At 67.2% G+C, this 18,497-nt stretch carries 15 protein-coding genes; 5 read left to right on the plus strand and 10 right to left on the minus strand.

What is annotated here, in order from left to right; translation table 11 throughout:
• Window positions 1-13: 13 nt before the first annotated feature.
• Window positions 14-508: a Cys-tRNA(Pro) deacylase gene (gene ybaK / locus E3O19_RS12660; RefSeq protein ID WP_134568131.1), complete on the plus strand. Its 495-nt coding sequence runs from the start codon at window positions 14-16 to the stop codon at window positions 506-508.
• A 220-nt stretch (window positions 509-728) separates the two neighbouring features.
• On the opposite strand, the gene glgP is transcribed toward ybaK, so the two are convergent.
• Window positions 729-3,314: an alpha-glucan family phosphorylase gene (glgP, locus tag E3O19_RS12670; protein ID WP_134568133.1), complete on the minus strand. Its 2,586-nt coding sequence runs from the start codon at window positions 3,312-3,314 to the stop codon at window positions 729-731.
• A gap of 81 nt (window positions 3,315-3,395) precedes the next feature.
• Here glgP and E3O19_RS12675 point away from each other — a divergent pair, with 81 nt between their 5' ends.
• Both E3O19_RS12675 and glgB read left to right on the plus strand, forming a co-directional pair.
• On the plus strand, window positions 3,396-5,510 hold the full coding sequence (locus E3O19_RS12675) for a maltotransferase domain-containing protein (protein ID WP_420898612.1): 2,115 nt from the start codon (window positions 3,396-3,398) through the stop codon (window positions 5,508-5,510).
• Window positions 5,507-7,774 carry a 1,4-alpha-glucan branching protein GlgB gene (glgB, locus tag E3O19_RS12680; protein WP_134568137.1) on the plus strand — a complete coding sequence of 756 codons (2,268 nt, stop codon included), beginning with the start codon at window positions 5,507-5,509 and terminating at the stop codon, window positions 7,772-7,774. The genes E3O19_RS12675 and glgB overlap by 4 nt, the downstream gene beginning before the upstream one ends.
• Before the next feature lie 92 nt (window positions 7,775-7,866).
• On the opposite strand, the gene E3O19_RS12685 is transcribed toward glgB, so the two are convergent.
• Window positions 7,867-8,835 carry a tetratricopeptide repeat protein gene (locus E3O19_RS12685; RefSeq protein ID WP_134568139.1) on the minus strand — a complete coding sequence of 323 codons (969 nt, stop codon included), beginning with the start codon at window positions 8,833-8,835 and terminating at the stop codon, window positions 7,867-7,869.
• Window positions 8,832-10,646, minus strand: a complete 1,815-nt coding sequence (locus E3O19_RS12690) for a DUF8094 domain-containing protein (RefSeq protein ID WP_134568141.1) — start codon at window positions 10,644-10,646, stop codon at window positions 8,832-8,834. The genes E3O19_RS12685 and E3O19_RS12690 overlap by 4 nt, the downstream gene beginning before the upstream one ends.
• A gap of 234 nt (window positions 10,647-10,880) precedes the next feature.
• Here E3O19_RS12690 and E3O19_RS12695 point away from each other — a divergent pair, with 234 nt between their 5' ends.
• Together E3O19_RS12695 and E3O19_RS12700 are read left to right on the plus strand one after the other, a co-directional pair.
• A complete protein-coding gene (locus E3O19_RS12695; RefSeq protein ID WP_134568143.1) occupies window positions 10,881-12,494 on the plus strand; it encodes a DivIVA domain-containing protein in 1,614 nt (537 codons plus the stop codon).
• A gap of 23 nt (window positions 12,495-12,517) precedes the next feature.
• Complete coding sequence (locus tag E3O19_RS12700) at window positions 12,518-13,567, plus strand: AI-2E family transporter (protein ID WP_134568145.1); 1,050 nt, start codon at window positions 12,518-12,520, stop codon at window positions 13,565-13,567.
• Here the strand turns inward: E3O19_RS12700 and E3O19_RS12705 are convergent.
• The 7 genes from E3O19_RS12705 to pyrH all read right to left on the minus strand — a co-directional run bounded on the left by E3O19_RS12705 (window position 13,564) and on the right by pyrH (window position 18,386).
• Window positions 13,564-14,289 carry an alpha/beta hydrolase gene (locus E3O19_RS12705; RefSeq protein ID WP_241981363.1) on the minus strand — a complete coding sequence of 242 codons (726 nt, stop codon included), beginning with the start codon at window positions 14,287-14,289 and terminating at the stop codon, window positions 13,564-13,566. The genes E3O19_RS12700 and E3O19_RS12705 overlap by 4 nt on opposite strands.
• 47 nt (window positions 14,290-14,336) lie before the next feature.
• Window positions 14,337-14,639, minus strand: a complete 303-nt coding sequence (locus E3O19_RS12710; protein ID WP_134568148.1) for a hypothetical protein — start codon at window positions 14,637-14,639, stop codon at window positions 14,337-14,339.
• A 103-nt stretch (window positions 14,640-14,742) separates the two neighbouring features.
• Window positions 14,743-15,348 (minus strand): aggregation-promoting factor C-terminal-like domain-containing protein, encoded by a 606-nt coding sequence (locus tag E3O19_RS17965; RefSeq protein WP_174776939.1) that lies wholly within the window; start codon window positions 15,346-15,348, stop codon window positions 14,743-14,745.
• A 114-nt stretch (window positions 15,349-15,462) separates the two neighbouring features.
• Window positions 15,463-16,011 (minus strand): DivIVA domain-containing protein, encoded by a 549-nt coding sequence (locus E3O19_RS12720; protein WP_134568150.1) that lies wholly within the window; start codon window positions 16,009-16,011, stop codon window positions 15,463-15,465.
• Between the two features lie 46 nt (window positions 16,012-16,057).
• Entirely contained in the window at window positions 16,058-17,071 is a 1,014-nt protein-coding gene (locus tag E3O19_RS12725) for a phosphatidate cytidylyltransferase (RefSeq protein ID WP_338145099.1), read from the minus strand.
• A 15-nt stretch (window positions 17,072-17,086) separates the two neighbouring features.
• The gene (frr, locus tag E3O19_RS12730) at window positions 17,087-17,641 is read right to left on the minus strand and encodes a ribosome recycling factor (protein ID WP_134568152.1); all 555 of its coding nucleotides are present in this window, start codon (window positions 17,639-17,641) and stop codon (window positions 17,087-17,089) included.
• Window positions 17,642-17,672: 31 nt separating this feature from the next.
• Window positions 17,673-18,386: a UMP kinase gene (gene pyrH / locus E3O19_RS12735; protein WP_420898613.1), complete on the minus strand. Its 714-nt coding sequence runs from the start codon at window positions 18,384-18,386 to the stop codon at window positions 17,673-17,675.
• Window positions 18,387-18,497 lie beyond the last annotated feature (111 nt).

An 18,497-nucleotide genomic window follows, 5' to 3' on the forward strand; every position in this document is an offset into this window, starting at 1 on the left:
GGAAGACAGGGGTATGGGCAGGCGGGTGGAACACGGTGCGGGAACCCCCGCCACGCTCGCCCTCGAGAGGGCCGGTATTGTCTTCACCCCGCACCTGTACGAGCATGACGCGCACGCGAGCAACTTCGGCCTCGAAGCGGCGGAGAAGCTCGGTCTCGACCCGGCCCGGGTGTTCAAGACCCTCCTCGCCGAGGCGGACGGCGCCCTCGTCGTCGGCATCGTCCCGGTCACCGGCCAGCTCGACCTGAAGGCGCTCGCCGCATCCGTCGGGGCGAAGAAGGCGGTCATGGCCGATCCGAAGACGGCGGAACGCAAGACCGGCTACGTCCTCGGAGGGATCAGCCCCATCGGGCAGAAGACCCCGTTGCCCACGGTCATCGACGAGGACGCCCAGCTCTTCGACACCGTCTTCGTCTCGGGCGGCCGCCGCGGGTTCGACATCGAACTCGCCCCGGCCGACCTCGCCCGGGCGTCCGGCGCCGTGTTCGCGGCGATCTCCCGCGGTTGAGCATCGGTCTCCACGGATTCACCCGGCCCGCGCACAGGGCACCATCGTCTGGGGAGCGAGGTCCTGCCTGGAGTCGCGTGGTGGTCCGGCCCGCCCGATCGACTCGGTCGACTCGGCCGGCCCGATCGGCTCGGTCGACTCGGCCGGCTCGGTCGACTCGGTCGGCTCGGTCGACTCGGCCGGCTCAGTCGGCTCAGTCGGCTCGGCCGGCTCAGCCGGCTCAGCCGGCGACGGCGATCAGACCCATCTCAGCCGGGCTGATCAGCAGGTCGTTGCGGGGCACGACCCGAACGGTGTAGCCGAACGCGCCGCCGCGGTCCAGTTGGACCGTGCCGGTGAACAGGGTCGCGGCGCCGGCGGCAGGGCTGCCGGTGGTCTCCTGGTCAGGATCGGTCGCGGCCGCCAGTGCCAACGTGCTGGTGTCGCTCAGCTCGTCGTTGCCCAGGCTCTTTCCGTAGACGACCTCCACGGTCACGTCGCCCGGCGCCAGGCCGTTCAGCTGCACGTGGGCGCGCAGGTGCAGTTCGTCGCCGACCTGCGGCACGGTCGCGACGCCGCCCGATTCGACGTGGGCCACGGCCACCCCGGGCCAGGCCGCGACGATTCGGCTCTTCCAAACCGCGAGCTCGCGCGCGGCGCGGTAGTTGTTGGCGGAGAGCCTGGCCTCGGCCTGGCCGGCCGGGCGATAGAGCTTCTGTACGTACTCCCTCACCATCCGCCCGGCGTTCAGTTCCGGGGACAGCCCGGCGAGGGTGTGCCGGATCGACGACACCCATCGTTCGGGCACTCCGTCGGCGTTGCGGTCGTAGAACCGGGGAGCAACGTGGTGCTCGATCAGTTCGTAGAGCGCATCGGCCTCGATCCGGTCACGCTCGGCGGAGTCACCGGCGGCGTCCGCCGACGGGATCGCCCAGCCGTTCTTGCCGTCGAAATACTCCGGCCACCAGCCGTCGAGGATCGAGAGGTTGAGCGCGCCGTTCAGGGCCGCCTTCATTCCGGACGTGCCGCAGGCTTCGAGGGGCCGCAGCGGGTTATTCAGCCACACATCGGTGCCCGGGTACATCAGCTGGGCCATGCCGATGTTGTAGTCGGGAAGGAAGGCGATCCTCGTGCGCAGTTCAGGATCGGCCGCGAACTGGACGACCTTCTGGATCAGGCGCTTGCCCTCCTCGTCGGCGGGGTGAGACTTGCCGGCGATGACGATCTGGACCGGGTGCTCGGGGTGCAGCAGTAGGGCACGGAGCCGTTCGGGGTCGTGCAGCATCAGGGTGAGCCGTTTGTAGGTCGGAACCCGGCGGGCGAAGCCGATGGTCAGCACGCTCGGATCGAATACCTTCTTGGTCCAGGACGGAACGATCCCGCCCGGGTTCTGCACGAGCCAGGCGGCCGCGATCCGCCGGCGCGCATCTTCGACGAACTGGAGGCGCATCTGGCCGCGTACCTGCCAGAGGTCGTCATCGGAGACGGCATCGGACGCCCAGTCGGCCTCCGAGGTGTCGCTGGTGCCGAGGCGGTTCTGGGCAAGCGCAAGGAGCGCTGGGTCGGTCCAGGTGGGAGCGTGCACGCCGTTGGTGATCGAGGCGATCGGCACGTCTTCCGCGTCGAAGCCCGGCCAGAGTCCCTTGAACATCCGCCGGCTGACCTCGCCGTGCAGCTTGGAGACGCCGTTGGCGCGCTGCCCGAGCCGGAGGCCCATCAGCGCCATGTTGAAGACGTCGGGCGACCCGTCCTGGTAGTTCTCGGCGCCGAGGGCGAGGAGGTCCTCGACCGCAACGCCCGGCAGCAGGTCGGTTTCGAAGTAGCGCCGCACCAGGCTGCGCTCGAACCGGTCGATACCGGCCGCGACGGGCGTGTGGGTGGTGAAGACCGTTCCGGCACGGGCCACCTGGAGAGCCTCGGCGAAGCTGAGTCCCTCGCCGATCAGGCTGGAGATGCGCTCCAGGCCGAGGAAACCGGCGTGGCCCTCGTTGGTGTGGAACACCTCGGGGTCCGGGCGCCCATTGAGGTTGCTCCACAGCTTCACGGCGCGCGCGCCGCCGATGCCGAGGAGCAGTTCCTGCAGCAGGCGGTGTTCGCCGCCGCCGCCGTAGAGCCGGTCGGTGACCAGGCGCAGGTCGTCGGCGTTTTCCGGGATGTCGGTGTCGAGCATGAGCAGGCGGATCCGGCCGACCATGGCCTGCCAGACCCGGGCGTGCAGCGTGCGATTGTCCGGCAGGGCGAGGGACACCTGCACGGCCGACCCGTCGGCCCGGCGCAGCACCGACAGCGGCAGCCCGTCGGGGTCGAGCAGCGGGTAGCTTTCCATCTGCCAGCCGTCAGGCGAGATCGCCTGGCTGAAATAGCCCGCCCGGTAGAACAGCCCGACGCCCACCAGCGGCACGCCGAGGTCGGAGGCGCTCTTCAGGTGGTCTCCGGCCAGGATGCCCAGCCCCCCTGAGTACTGCGGTAGTGCGGCTGCGATGCCGAACTCCGGGGAGAAATACGCGATCGACTCTGGCTTCTCACCCTCGAGGCCCTGGTACCAGCGCGGCTGCTCGAGGTAGTCCCTCAGGTCGCCGCGGATGGAGTTCACCCAGGACACGTAGTCGTGGTCGCGCGACAGCGCCTCGAGCCTGGCCGGGTCGACGGACCCGAGCAGCGCCACCGGGTCGGCGCCGATCTCCCGCCACAACTCGGGGGCTATGTGTTCGAACAGCTGGCGGGTCGGCTCATGCCAGGACCAGCGCAGGTTGCCCGCCAGCTCATCGAGCGCAGCAAGCGACTCGGGCAGGACGGTACGGACGGTAAATTTGCGGATCGCCTTCACGGACCTAAGCCTAGGGCCGGGATGTCTCCAGCACGTTATCGCGCACAGCACCGGGCCGACATTTCGCGCTACGGTCAATATGTGGCTAAGACAGTAAAACGCGCAGGCGCGGCTCCTGAATCCTCCGGTGCAACCCGGACCATCCCGAAGACCACCGTGGCGGCACGGCAGGCGGCGGCCGCGGCGACGACGACGCCCCGGGCGGCGAGGGTCGGACGCATCCCGATCCTCGACCTGTCCCCACAAATACCGGACAACCTCTGGCCCGTCAAGGCGTTCACGGGCGAGGTCGTCCCCTTCGGCGCGACGGCGTTCCGGGAGGGCCACGACCTGATCGGCGTCATGCTGCTGCTGACCAGCCCCGACGGCACCCTTACCCGGCATCCGATGAGCCCTGGCGCCCCGGGGACCGACCGCTGGGAGACCGAGGTCCTCCTGGGCAGCCAGGGCCGGTGGCAGTACCGCGTCCGCGCCTATGCCGACGAGTGGGCGACCTGGCACCACAACGCCTCCGTGAAGATCCCCGCGGGGATCGACGTCGAACTCATGTTCCTGATCGGGGCCGAGCTGCTCGCGGCCGCTGGCACCGACAAGGGTCGGCCGGTGGTCGAGCGGCGCCTGTTCGCCGCGGCAGCGAAGACCCTCGGCGATGTCAGCGCATCCGTCGATGCCCGACTCGCCGTGCTGGCTAGCCCCAAGCTGCTCGCCGCCGTCGCCGTGCGGCCGATCACCGGCCTCGAGTCGGTCTCGGAGCCACGCACTATCCTGGTCGAACGAACCCGCGTCGGCGTCGGCTCCTGGTATGAGTTCTTCCCCCGCTCGGAGGGGGCCGTGCGCCGCGAGGACGGTTCCTGGCAGAGCGGCACCTTCCGCACCGCCGCGAAACGTCTGCCCGCGGTGGCCGCGATGGGGTTCGACGTGGTCTACCTGCCGCCGATCCACCCGATCGGCCGCGCCTACCGCAAGGGGCCGAACAACACCCTCAATGCCGGTCCGGATGACCCGGGCTCGCCGTGGGCGATCGGCTCGGCCGAGGGCGGCCACGACGCCATCCACCCTGACCTGGGCACCCTCGCGGACCTCACCTTCTTCCTCGACGCCGCGAAGACGAGCGGAATGGAGATCGCGATCGACCTGGCCCTGCAGGCCTCCCCCGACCACCCGTGGGTCACCGCGCACCCGGAGTGGTTCACCACCCTCCCGGACGGTTCAATCGCGTACGCGGAGAACCCGCCGAAGAAGTACCAGGACATCTACCCGATCAACTTCGACAACGACCCGGCCGGTATCCGAGTCGAGGTGTTGCGGATCGTACGGCATTGGATCGCCGCCGGGGTGAAAATCTTCCGCGTCGACAACCCGCATACCAAGCCGCTCGACTTCTGGGAGTGGCTGATCGCCACGGTCGCCGACGAGGCGCCGGACGTGTTCTTCCTGGCCGAGGCGTTCACCCGGCCTGCCCTGCTGCAGGGACTGGGAAAGGTCGGTTTCCAGCAGTCTTACACCTATTTCACCTGGCGGAACACGAAGGAGGAACTCGAGGAGTTCTTCGACGGCCTCTCTCATGCAACGGCCGACTTCGTGCGCCCGAACCTGTTCGTGAACACCCCGGATATCCTCTCCGAGTACCTGCAGTTCGGTGGCCCGGCCGCGTTCAAGATCCGCGCGGCCCTGGCCGCCACCGCCGCTCCGACCTGGGGTTTGTACAGCGGATTCGAACTCTACGAGTCCGTGGCCCGCCCCGGCGCCGAGGAGAACATCGACAACGAGAAGTACGAGTACCGTCCCCGCGACTTCGCTGCGGCCGAGAAACACGGAGCCTCCCTGGCGCCCTACCTCACGCGGCTCAACCGGATTCGGGCCGAACATCCTGCCCTCGGCCAGCTGCGCAACCTTGACATCCACGCCAGCGATGACGACGCAATGCTGGTCTACAGCAAGTTCCTCGACGCGCCTTTCACCGGCACGGGAGAGCCCGATGCGCTGATCATCGTCGCGAACGTCGACCCGCACTCCGTGCGGCAGACCGTTGTGCACCTGGACGTCACCCGGTTCGGCATCGCGGAGGGTGCGTCGTTCGAGGTGGAGGACCTGATCACCGGGGCCAGGTGGACCTGGACCGCCGACAACTTTGTTCGCCTCGACGCATTCACCGAACCGGTGCACATCCTGCACGTGAAGGGACCAGTCACATGAAGCATGGCCACCAGGATTCATCCATTGCGAAGAACCCAGCCCCAGCGAAGGATGCCTCGCCGGCGCTGCCCGTCATCCCCGCCCAGATCCTCGAGGCGGTCGCGGAAGGCCGGTACTACAACCCGCACGAGATCCTCGGCCAGCATCTGCTGAGCCAGTCGAGCACCGGCGCCCAGGCGATCAGCGACCCGCTCACGGTGATCCGGGCCCTGCGGCCGCTCGCCACCGAGGTCTTCGCCATCCTCTCCACCGGCGCGCACATCGAACTGGCGCACCTCGGCCACGGGATCTGGCAGGGCGTCAGCACCCTGGGCCTGCACGACTACACCCTGGAGGCGCGCTACAGCGACGCCCCGACCTGGGTCGTCGACGACCCGTACCGGTTCCTGCCCACCCTCGGAGAGCTCGACCTGCACCTGCTCGGCGAGGGCCGCCACGAGCGTCTCTGGGACGTGCTCGGGGCACACTACCGGCCACACGCCGGCGCGATGGGCACAACAGCCGGGACGTCGTTCTCGGTCTGGGCTCCGCACGCGCGAGCGGTTCGGGTGATCGGCGACTTCAACGGCTGGAGCGGCGTGCTGCACTCCATGCGCAATATGGGCAGCACCGGCGTCTGGGAGCTCTTCGTGCCCGGGCTCACAGCCGGCTCCAACTACAAGTTCGAGCTGCTCGCCCAGTCGGGCGACTGGGTGCGCAAGGCCGACCCGATGGCCCGTTACACCGAGATCCCGCCGAAGACGGCGTCGGTCATCGGCGAGACCCGGTACGAGTGGGCGGATGCCGCCTGGCTGACCGCGCGCGGGGCGACCGACCAGCACAACCGGCCGATGAGCATCTATGAGATGCACGTCGGGTCTTGGCGACCCGGTCTCGGCTACCGCGACCTGGCGGATGAGCTCATCGGCTACCTCGAAGAACTCGCCTACACGCACGTCGAGTTCATGCCGCTGTCCGAGCATCCGTTCGGCGGTTCCTGGGGCTACCAGGTCACCGGGTATTACGCGCCGACCAGCAGGTTCGGACACCCGGACGACCTGCGCTACCTGATCGACCGGCTGCACCAGGCCGGGATCGGCGTGATCATGGACTGGGTCCCCGGGCATTTCCCGAAGGACGACTTCGCCCTGGCCCGGTTCGATGGCCAGGCCCTCTATGAACACCCCGACCCTCGCCGCGGCGAGCAGATGGACTGGGGCACCTACGTCTTCGACTTCGGCCAGAAGCAGGTGCGCAACTTCCTCGTCGCCAACGCGCTGTACTGGCTCGAGGAATTCCACATCGACGGCCTGCGCGTCGACGCCGTCGCCTCCATGCTCTACCTCGACTATTCCCGCGAGGACGGCCAGTGGGAGCCGAACATCTACGGCGGCAATGAGAACCTGGAGGCGATCAGCCTGCTCCAGGAGATCACGGCCACGGCCTACAAGCGCAACCCCGGCACGGTGATGATCGCCGAGGAGTCAACGAACTGGGGCGGGGTGACCGCGCCGACCTCCGGCGGTGGGCTAGGCTTCGGATTCAAATGGAACATGGGCTGGATGCACGACTCCCTGGAGTACATGCAGGTTGACCCGATGTACCGCTCGTACCACCACAACGATATGACCTTCTCCTTCGTCTACGCCTTCAGTGAGAACTTCCTGCTGCCGATCAGCCACGACGAGGTCGTGCATGGCAAGGGTTCCCTCGTCGCGAAGATGCCGGGCGACTCGTGGCAGCAGCTCGCGAACGTGCGCGCATACCTGTCATTCATGTGGGCCCACCCCGGCAAGCAGCTCCTGTTCATGGGCCAGGAATTCGGCCAGCGGTCGGAGTGGAGCGAGTCACGAGGCCTGGACTGGTGGATGCTGGACCAGCCGGCCCACCGCGGCTTGTTCAACCTCGTCGGCGCGCTCAACCGCATCTACCGGGACACCCCTAGCCTGTGGGCGCGCGACAATGATCCGGGCGGCTTCGAGCTGCTCGACGGCGGCGCAGCCGCCCAGAACGTGATCTCGTTCCTGCGCTGGGACAATGACGGCAACCCCGTCGCCTGCCTGTTCAACTTCTCCGGACAGCCGCACACCGGCTACCGGGTCGGACTGCCGTTTGCCGGCATGTGGGACGAAATCGTCAACACGGACGCAGAGATCTTCGGTGGCTCCGGGGTGGGCAACCTCGGCGCCGTGGACGCGGCCAACGAGCCCTGGGCCGGCCGGCCGGCATCCGCAACCCTGACCCTTCCGCCACTCGCCGGCCTCTGGTTGCGTCTGCGCCGCTGACCCCGCCCACCGCGAGAGCGCACAATCGGCCCCTTCAGTTCTCCTGAAGGGGCCGATTGTGCACCCTCGCGGGAAGGAGGAAGGCGGGAGTGTCAGTAGAGCAGGGCGGTGAGGCGGGACCGGGTCGGCGGAACACGCGGGTCGTCCTGGCCGATGACCTCGAATAGATCGAGGATGCGCTCGCGGATCCTGTTCTTGCCTGAGGGGTCCTGGGTCGGGAAGAGCGCCAGCAGACGGTCGAAGGCGTCCTCGATATGCCCGCCGGACAGGTCGAGGTCTGCGACGAGCAACTGGGCGTCGAGATCCCCGGGCTCCGCAGCAGCCTCGGCGCGGATCCCGGCCATGGTCTTGCCGTGCAGGCGCGCCAGCAGGCCGACCTGGGCGAGGCCGGCGATGGCCATCTGGTCGCGCGGATCCTGGGCGACCGCGGTCTTGTAGAGGGCGGTCGCGGCGGCGTAGTCGCCGCGTTCGATGGCCTCGTACGCCTCACGGTGCAGCGGCGGCAACTCGGGTTCGACCGGAACCGACGCCTCCGCCGTTTCCTCGGCGTCCCCCGTGTGTTCCGGTGCGACGGCGGTGCCGGTGACCCCGTGCTCGGCCGCCAGCTGCAGCACCCGCTGGAGGACCTCACGCACCTGGCCCTCGGGGATCGCCCCGTTGAAGAGCTGCACCGGCTGCCCTCCGATGACGGCCGCGACGGTCGGGATCGATTGGGCCTGGAACGCCTGAGTCAGCTGCGGGTTAGAGTCGACGTCAACCTTGGCCAGCACGAAACGGCCCTCGTACTCGGCGACGAGCTTCTCGAGGATGGGGGTGAGCTGCTTGCACGGCTCGCACCATTCGGCCCACAGGTCGACGATGACGGGCACAGTCATGGACAGCTCGAGCACCTCGCCGAAGTTCGCGTCGGTGCCCTCCAGGGTGAGGCTCGGCACCGGCACGGAGGTCGGCGCGGCCCCGGCCGCTGTCGCCCCGGGGATGGCCGCAGGTGGCCGGTTCACCAGCGACGACAGGTCGACGGCTCCGCGCATGTTGACGCCGGACGGTGGCACAAGACTCATGGAAGCTCCGTGGATGAGATCAGACCCTGGGCGAAGCCAAGGAGGACGATTTTTTCGGATGAACCGGCGGCCGGCACGTGGAAGAAAAGCTGGTCGCCGTAGGTGCTCTTGATTCCCTTAGCGGTCGCCGACACGCCCGACAGCGCCTTACTGGCACCCTCGGGACTGACCGTTGCGCCCGCATCGACCGGTTTCACGGTCTCGGTCTCCGTGATGCTGACGGCGACGATGCTTCCGGAGTCGTTGGTCGCCAGGGCAACCGGCGAACCGGCACCGACGGTGGCCGCGAAGTCGATCGACGCGGTTGTCGGCAGTGCGGCCCGTTTCTCGTTCTTCTTGTCCAGTCCGACCTGGGTGCGGAAGGTGTCGCCCTTCATCTGGAACAGGCCGTACGACGGGCTCTTGTCGCCTTTCAGCAGGATGTCGGCGTAGGCCGCCGCCACTTCACCCGGCGGCAGGAGCAGCAGTTTCGAGTCCGGGGCGATGATCGGCGCGCCGATGGTGGCCGGTGCGACATCCGGAACCTTGGCCGCGGCCTCGAGCTGCACCGCGTACTCGACCAGGTAGGCCGAGCGGGGCGTCTCCTGCCTGAGCACGATGGCCGTCGGTGCGACGGCGGCATCGTTCGCGCTCTGGATGACCGTCATCACGACCCGCGGCCAGGTCGAGGATTGCTGGGGAAGCGTCAGTGTCAGCGGGGCAGCCGGCAATGCGGGCAGGCCCGGGTAGTCAGCAATGGCCGCCCGGATCTTGTAGTTGGCCAGGCGCTGTTCCAGGGCCGGGCCGGTGAACCGGGCGGCGAGGGCGTCACCGCTCAGCTTGGCATCCGCATCCGTCGCGAGAACAGCTATCCGTCGCACAATTCGTTCGAGCTGGGGCACCGTCACCGCGGGCGGCGGCACATCCTTCACGACCTTGGGCACGTCGCTGGCGGCGGTGGTCGAACTGGCTGCCGCATCGGAGGTCGCGGGCGAACTGGGCCAGAAATCCGCCGAGCAGCCGCTGAGCACGAGGCCGGTCACCAGGAGGATGGGCACGGTCGCGACCAATTTGCGGGTGATGGAACGGCGCGGACCGGTGATCTCGCTCGCCTTGATGGATTTGGGGCGGGGCACCCGGGGCAGCCGCGGCATCCGCGGCCCGCGGGGCAGGTTTCGGCGGGGACCGTGGGAACGGCGCAGGTGGATGAGCGCCCACAGGTAGAGGATCAGCCCGATGATCGCGAGCACACCGCCGCCGGCGATCAGGGGACCCGCCATCGGAGTCGAGTTGTCGGACGGCCAGGTGAGGGTGATCTTCGACGGCGCGGGCTTCGTGCCGTTCGAGGCGACGATGACGGCGATGCCGTCCGGCACATTGATCGTGGTGGTCAGCGAGCCCTTGCCGCTGAACTCCTGCAACCACAGGTCGGAGCCAACCGGGTCGGTGCTCGGCCTGGCCTCGGGGGCAACGGCGGGGGCATCCGTCGACGCCTTATCGGCCGGCGGCGCTTCGGTGAGCTTGCTGCTGAGCCTGGCGGTATTCCTGACCTGGCGGATGTCGTCATACGGCTCGTCGGCGAGCCAGGCCTTGACGTCACCCGACCGCCCATACGCGGCGAAAACAGTGTCCGATCCGGTGATGGTGAGCGTCTGGCTGCCGGGAAAGGCGGTGAGGGCACTGGGCTCAATGACCGCGAACCTGACATCGTCGGCGACCGTGGTGCTCAGGGTCGCCGAAGCCGGTTCGAGAAAGACCGTCCGCTGGGCGATGCCGAGAACAATCATCACGGCCGCGAGGACGAATGCCACAATGGCAAGAACAAAACGCACGTAAACCCTCCTGTGTCGCCGGCCGCCGGGTGCACGCTCTCACGCGCACCTCCCGGATTCGAGCCCGGGTAGCAGCAGACAGGACGTCTCACGATACTGGGTGCCGCTGAAAGGCGCCTAATAGCCCCGTCAACTCGAAGACGCGTCGCGGTCGCCCGGACAGACTAAAATTATCACGGCCCTGCCCCGAACGAACCCGCAGGCGGGGTCAGAGTCCCATTATGAGGAGATAGCGTGCCGACCGACGATGCTGATTTCACCCAGGTTTTCCGTGGCTACGACAAGGAAGAGGTCGACAAGGCGCTGCAGGGTTTGCGTCGAGACCTGATCCAGGCGAACAGCCAGGCCACCGAGGCCGCCAGGGAGATCAAGCGTCTGGCCGCGCACATCGACGACTTGAACGCCGAAATCGAGGAAGTGGGCAGCCCTACCTTCTCCGGCCTCGGCACCAAGCTAGAAAACACTCTTCGGGTCGCCGAGGAACAGTCCACCCGGGTCATCGCCCAGGCCGATATCGACGCCGAGCGTCTCCGCTCCTCCGCCGCCGCCGAGGTCGACACCCTCCGACGTGAAGCAGCCGACCGGGCCGAGCGCGTCCTGTCGGATGCCGCGGTGAAGGCCGAACGCATCCTCGAAGACGCCACCGCAGAGGCAGACGATCTGCTTGCCGGCGCACACGATGACTACACGACCCTCACCCAGGACGGCGTGCAGGAGGCCGCCGCCATCCGTGGCGCGGTCGCCACCGAGGCCGCGGAATTGCGCGCCACCGTCAAACGTGAGGTGGCGGCCATCCGTTCTGAGGCCGAGCGGGAAGCCGCCGAGGTGCGGGTCGTGGCCCAGAGGGAGGCCACGGAGGCCCGGGAGATCGCGGCCGGCCTCACCCGCGAGACCGAGCTCACGCGGGCCGAGGTCGCGCACGAACTGGACCAGCAGCGTGCCGACCTGGCCAGGGAGACCGAACAGGCCAGGATCGACCTCGCCGCGGAGACCGAGCAGGACCGCGTCGACCTGGCCAGGGAAACCGAACAGGCCAGGTTTGACCTCGCTCATGAGACCGAGTTGGCCAGGGTCGAGCTGGCGATCGAGATCGAGCAGGCACGGGTCGATCTCGAACGCGAGATCGACCTCGCCCGCGCCGATCTTGCCATCGAGAGAGAACAGGCCCAGACCGACCTCACCCGGGACATCGAGCGCCAACGGGTTTCCCTCGCCCGTGAGATCGAGAAGGCCAGGGCCGATCTCGCCGCGGAACTCGAGCAGTCCCACGCCGACCAGGCTCGCGACAACGAACAATCCCGCGCGGACTTCACGGCCGACAGTGAACAACTTCGAATCGACCTGGACAACCAGCTCACCGCCGCGCGGAAGCGCGGGGAGCACGAGGGTGCGAGGCTTCGCCGCGAGATAGACCAGACCAGGGCCGACCTCGACATTGAGCTCAAAGGCCGCCGCGACGAGGCCGAGCAGGGGCACCTGGCGCGCCACCAGGAGGCCGTCGCGCAGACGCAGAAGTTCCTCGACGAGGCGGCTCGCCAGTTGGCCGACACGAACAAGCGGACCGCGGAGTTGCGCGCGTTGAACGACCGGCTCGACACCGGGGCCAGGAACGACGCGAGGATCGCCAAGAAGGCGGCCGAAAACAACGCAGAGCGGATCGTGAGTGAGGCCGAAACCAAGGCCGGCGCCCTGGTGGCCGAGGCGGAGGCCCGCACACGCGCCCTGGTCACCGACGCTGAAGAGCGCCTTTCTCAGATTAGGATTGAACGCGACTCGGTTGCCGGCTACTTCGAGAGCCTGCGCGGCCTCCTGACCCAGGCGGAAAGGGTCGCGGCCACAGACGATTAGACCGAAGCAGGGGGAGCCTCAGAGTGAAGATCCAGAACGCGTTCCGAGTCGGACTGGTCGGCACGCTCGGTGTCGGCCTCGGGCTGCTCATCATCAGCTCGCTCGTCACCCTGCAGACGATCATCACGTACGTCGGTGCTGCCCTGTTCATCTCTCTGGGCCTCGACCCGGCCGTGTCCTGGCTGGAGAAGAAGAAGTTCCCGCGCTGGGCCGCAATCCTCACCGTGCTTGTCGCCGTTGTCGGCGTATTGACGGGTGTGGTCTTCGCAATCGTGCCGATCATCGTCGACCAGGTGGCCAAGCTCTCCAGGGCTATCCCCGACCTGGTCAAGTCGGTGAACACGTCGACCTTCCTGGCGGACATCCAGCGTCAATTCCCTGGCCTGAAGGTGAACGAGATCGTCGCCTCGATCACTGATTACCTCGGCGGCAACCTGACCACGATCACGACGACCCTGATCCAGTCAGGACTCGCGGTGGTCAGCGGCCTGTTCGGCGGGTTGATCATACTCATCCTGTCGCTCTACTTCACCGCCTCCCTGCACAGCATCAAGCGGGCGATGTACCAGCTGGTGCCGGCGACGAAGCGCGAACGGTTCGCCGATCTGACCGAGCAGATCACGACGGCCGTCGGACGCTTCGTGATCGGTCAGGCGGCGCTTGCGCTCTGCAATGGAGTATTCAGTTTCATTTTCCTCTCGATCATCGGGGCGCCGTTCCCGGCGTTGCTCGCCCTGATCGCGTTCCTGCTCTCCCTCATTCCCCTGGTCGGTACGATCAGCGGTTCGGTAATCATCGTGCTGACCTGTCTCGTGCCGGGAATCGGGAGCTCTCCCCTGACCGCCCTCGTCGCGGCGATCTACTACCTGGTCTACATGCAGGTCGAGGCTTACCTGCTCAGCCCCAACATCATGAACCGAGCGGTGTCGGTTCCCGGCGCGGTCGTCGTCGTCGCCGCCCTCGCCGGTGGACAGTTGCTCGGCATCCTCGGCGCGCTGATTGCGATCCCCGTCGCCGCCTCTGTGATCATGATCATCAAGCAGGTCGTCATCCCGAGGCAGAACGGGCTCTAACTCGGTACCGCCTGGCCTGCCCAGATGCTGGGCAGCGGTGCGGCCGACGGATTCACGACGGCGACGATCTCGTCCAGGATCCGCCGGGTCTGGCTCTCCCCCACCCACAGGTGCTTTCCGCCGTCGACGGCGATGAACCGGGTGCCCGGCACGCTCGCGAACCGTTTGCGCGCCTCGTCGGGACGCAGGTAGTCGTCGTGTTCGGGAATGATGGCCACGAGCTGACGTTCATCGCCTGCCCAGGCCGCCAGCTCAGCATCCGTCGCCCGGTGAAGCGGCGGGGAGAGCAGGATGGCGCCGCGGATCGGATGCTCGAGGCCATACTTGACGGCGAGCTCGGTGCCAAACGACCAGCCGACGAGCCACGGGTTCGGCAGCCCCCGTTCGGCGACGAAGGCCATGGCCGCAGCGACATCGGCGCGTTCGGCCTCGCCGTCTCCGAAGGCGCCGTCGCTCGTTCCCCGAGGAGACGTGGTTCCGCGGGTGTTGAACCGCAAAACGGCTAGTCCCGCCTGGGCGGGCAGACGTCCGGCGGCCTTGCGGAGGATATGGGAATCCATGAATCCACCGTGCGTCGGGAGAGGGTGCAGGGTGACGAGGGTCGCCACCGGCGGGCGATCCACCGGAATGGCAAGTTCCCCGACCAGGGTGAGACCATCCGTCGTGTGCAACTCGATGTGCTCACGTACTGCAGGCAGCTCGATCCCACCCCTGATTTCGATGACATTCGGGCTCACAGATGCTCCTTCTCGGTCGGCACCGGGCGGCGTCATTTGATCTTCCAGCAGTGTGCGTGCCAGTGGCGGCGGGCCGCGAGGTCGGCGGCCTCGCCCATCAGCCCGTCACCGCGCCAGGCGACGAGGTGGGCCCGGCCGGGTTCGATCTCCAGGTTGCAGCCCGGGCAGATGTAACTCTTCCCGGCCCGCGCCGCGTCGACCGGCTGGACAGTCCAGAGGCCGTCGCGTCGGGTTTCCGTGCGGCGCCAGCCGGCCCGCAGCCGGTCAAGGCCGTCGCCCTCGCCGAACTCACCCGATCCGGAGCGGTGGCCCCTGGGTCGGTTGGTGCGTGGCATTGGGCAAGTCTACGTCGGTGGAGCCGGACCCGGGGACGCCGAACGCCCGACCGGAAACGGACAGTGCCCGGGACTGGGTACCGTCGAATAACTACCGACTGTCTCAGTACCAGCCGTTATCGACGGAGTGCGCCCAGGCGCCACAGGGCGTGCCGTAGCGGCCCGTAATATACCCGAGACCCCACTCGATCTGCGTTCCGGCGTTGGTCTCCCAGTCGGCGCCTGCGGACCCCATCTTCGAACCAGGCAGGGCCTGAGGGATCCCATAGGCACCGCTGGACGAGTTCGCGGCGTTGACGCGCCAGCCGGACTCCTTGTTCCAGAGAGATACGAGGCAGTTGAACTGGTCGTCGCCCCACCCTCGGGCGTTGACCTTGTCGCGGGCAACCGCTTGGGCGGAACCGGGATCGGGCACGGCTGCCGAAGGGGCCCTGCCGCTCGAGCTGGCCGCGGATTTGGCGGCGACCGGAACGGGCTTCGGCTTTTCGGTAACGGTGAAGTTGTCGCGGGTGATGGTGTTCGCGTATGCCCCCGCGACCTGGATTTCCTGGACGGACTGGCCGCCGAAGCGATCGCCGGCGATCTGGAAATACGGGGATGCTGTGGCTCCGGAGTACGGGTCGACGACGCTCACGAGCACGAAGGCCGCCGCGGCGGTGAACGCGAAGGTGAACAAAGACGCCTGGTCGCGGGAACGGGATCGTCGCATCCGTGGTCTGTCGGGCCTGCTGGCCGATTCGGACGCGATGATGTTCAGATGTCTACCCACGATTTGTCGAGCCTAGCCCAGATTCGGGATAACAGCCAGATAACGGAGCCGGATTCAGCGAACCGCCAACATCACGTCGACGACGGCATCGAGGACCGCGTCGACCTGCGCCTCCCGGTAGCCGCCCCGTTCTGGCTTGAAGACGGCCCCTCGGACGTCGTCGACCGTGACCGGGAATCCCGCGTCGAAGTACTTGACGAGCTTGTTCGCGAACCGGTCGACATCCGATCGGCTGTAGCCGACGCTGAGGAAACTGGTGCGGGAGAAACGGTGGCCGGCGGGTCGACTGAGCCGGTTGACGAGCACCTGCGCTTTCGCACGGGTGTCCTCGAGCCAGGCCTGTTTTCCCCCCGTGCGGGACGCTAGGTCGCGGTCCCGGGAAGCGAAGGCGTCTTCGAGTCGTTCCAGGGCCGCGTCGACGTGCGCGGGCGAATAGCCGCCCCTTTTCATGGCGAACGCCGTGTGCCGGATCGTCTCGGCCGTGAGCTTCGCGCTGTCGTCCGAGCCGTCATAGGCCCGCCGGGCCGCCGCGAGGAACTCATCGACCTGGGTTGCGCTGTAGCCGAGCGTCTTCTTGGGCGTGCGGGGGAAGGTGGTGGTCACTGTTTCATTCTGCCCCACCCTGCCGACGGTGTCGAAAGCGGGTAACTCAGGCGAAGATCAGGTAGAGCGCGTAAGCGGCGGCCGCCGACGGCAGGATCGAGTCCAGCCGATCGAGGAAGCCCCCGTGGCCCGGCAGCCAGGAACTCATGTCCTTGATGCCCAGGTCCCGCTTGATCAGGGACTCGGCCAGGTCGCCGAAGGTCGCGCTAAGCAGAATGACGACACCGAAGATGAGCCCGAACCACCAGGGCTGATGCAGCATGAAAACCGCGAGGACGACACCGGCGATAAGGCAGACCGCGCCGGCGCCGGCGAATCCCTCCCAGGTCTTCTTGGGGCTGATCGTCGGGACCATCTTGTGCTTACCGAAGCTCAGGCCGGTCGCGTAGGCGGCTGTGTCAGCGGAGATGACGAGGAGGAGGAAGGCGAGCGTCCACCATTGCCCGTCGGGCTGAGCGGCCAGCAGCACTGAGAAACTACCCAGGAACACCACGTACGACTGGATGAAGAACCCGGAGCCGATGTCACCCAGCACGTCGAGGGCGGGTGACCGGTGAGCCGGCAGAATGAGCAGCGCCACGCGCCAGAGCGCTATCAGTACGATGCCACCCAGCATCGCCAGCCACTGGCCGGCCGCCCCGAGGTAGAAGGCCGCAGGGACGACCGACACTGCCGCTAGCACGACGGGGATGCGGGGAACGTTCCAGCCCACGTGGCGGAGGGCCTGGGCCAGCTCGAAGGCGGTGAGGCCGACAAACGCCGCCGCGCAGACCATGAACAGCTCTTTGATGAAGATCAGGCTGAAGAGCATGAACAGGCCCAGGGCGAGCCCGATCAGAATCGCCAGGATCAGGTTGCGACCGGTGCGGGCCTCGATCCGTTCGGTCGTCGCATCCAACTGCGCCCGCGTGGCCTGCACCTGCCGTTCGAAGTCGGCGCGGGTCGACTGCATCTGCCGCTCGAGGTCGGTCCTGGCCGCGTGTACCTGCGCCCGGAACTCGGCACGACTGACGCCGTGCGCGCGCTTGGGCGGCAGTTCCTTGTTCGGATCGTCCGACATGACGCTGATTCCGCCCTAGATCTCGAGGAGTTCGGCTTCTTTGCGTTTGAGCGCATCGTCGATGGCGTCCACGTGGGTCTTCGTGATCTGCTCGAGTTCCTTTTCGCCTCTGGCCACGTCGTCGTCGCCGACTTCGCTCTTCAGCGCGTCGAGCTCGTCCTTCGCCCGGCGGCGAAGGTTGCGCACCGAAACCTTGGCGTCTTCGGCCTTCGTGCGAACGATCTTGACGTATTCCTTGCGACGGTCGGCCGTGAGCTCGGGAAGCGTGGCCCGGATGACGTTGCCGTCGTTGCCGAGGTTGGCGCCCAGGTTCGGGGTGTCGCGGATGGCCTGCTCGATGTCGCGCAGGGCACCCTTGTCATACGGGCCGATCAGCAGCGTGCGCGCCTCCTGGTTCTGCAGGGACGCGAGTTGCTCCAGCGGCGTCGCGGTGCCGTAGTAATTGACCAGGATCTTCGCGAACATCTGCGGGTTCGCACGTCCGGTTCGCACGGTCGCGAAATCGTCCTTGGCGGCTTCGAGTGCCTTATGCATGCGTGCGGTGGCATCGGACAGAACATCCGTGATCACGGTGACTCCTTCTTCGGTGGCTTCAATAATCCTAGTTGGAGACGAGGGTTCCCAGATCGGCGCCGAGAATGGCGGCGGTCACGTTGCCGTGCGGTGCCATGCCGAAAACCTGCATCGGCATCCCGTTGTCCATGCAGAGGCTGAACGCCGTCGAGTCGACCACCTTGAGGCCTCGCTGGAGGGCATCCTGGTAGGTGATGTGGTCGATCTTGTGCGCGTCCGGGTCAGTGCGCGGGTCCGCGGAGTAGACCCCGTCGACGCCGTTCTTAGCGACAAGTACGATATCGGCGTCGATTTCGAGGGCCCGCTGGGCGGCGACCGTGTCGGTCGAGAAGTACGGCAGTCCGGCGCCGGCGCCGAAGATGACCACGCGGCCCTTTTCCAGGTGGCGCTCGGCCCGGCGCGGGATGTACGGCTCCGCGACCTGGGTCATCGCGATGGCAGATTGGACCCGGGTTTCTGCGCCCGCCTGTTCCAGGAAGTCCTGCAGCGCGAGGGCGTTCATCACGGTTCCCAGCATTCCCATGTAGTCGGCGCGACCTCGATCCATGCCGCGCTGGGAGAGTTCCGCTCCGCGGAAGAAGTTGCCGCCGCCGACGACGATGGCGATCTCAACCGTCTTGGCCGCCTCGGCGATTTCGCGGGCGAGTGCGCTGATCACGTCTGGGTTGACGCCGAGGCTCCCTGCACCGAATGCTTCACCCGACAGTTTAAGGAGGACCCTGCGCTTTTTACTCGGCTTCATTTCCGTGTCTGACATGCCCGTGAGTGACCTTCCGTTGTGCCTGTTCTAAAACTACTGTGTGCGCTACTGGGTGCCCACACAGAGAAAGAGACCGGATTGCGACTGCAACCC

This window comes from Cryobacterium algoritolerans (assembly GCF_004402785.1).
Lineage (GTDB): Bacteria > Actinomycetota > Actinomycetes > Actinomycetales > Microbacteriaceae > Cryobacterium > Cryobacterium algoritolerans.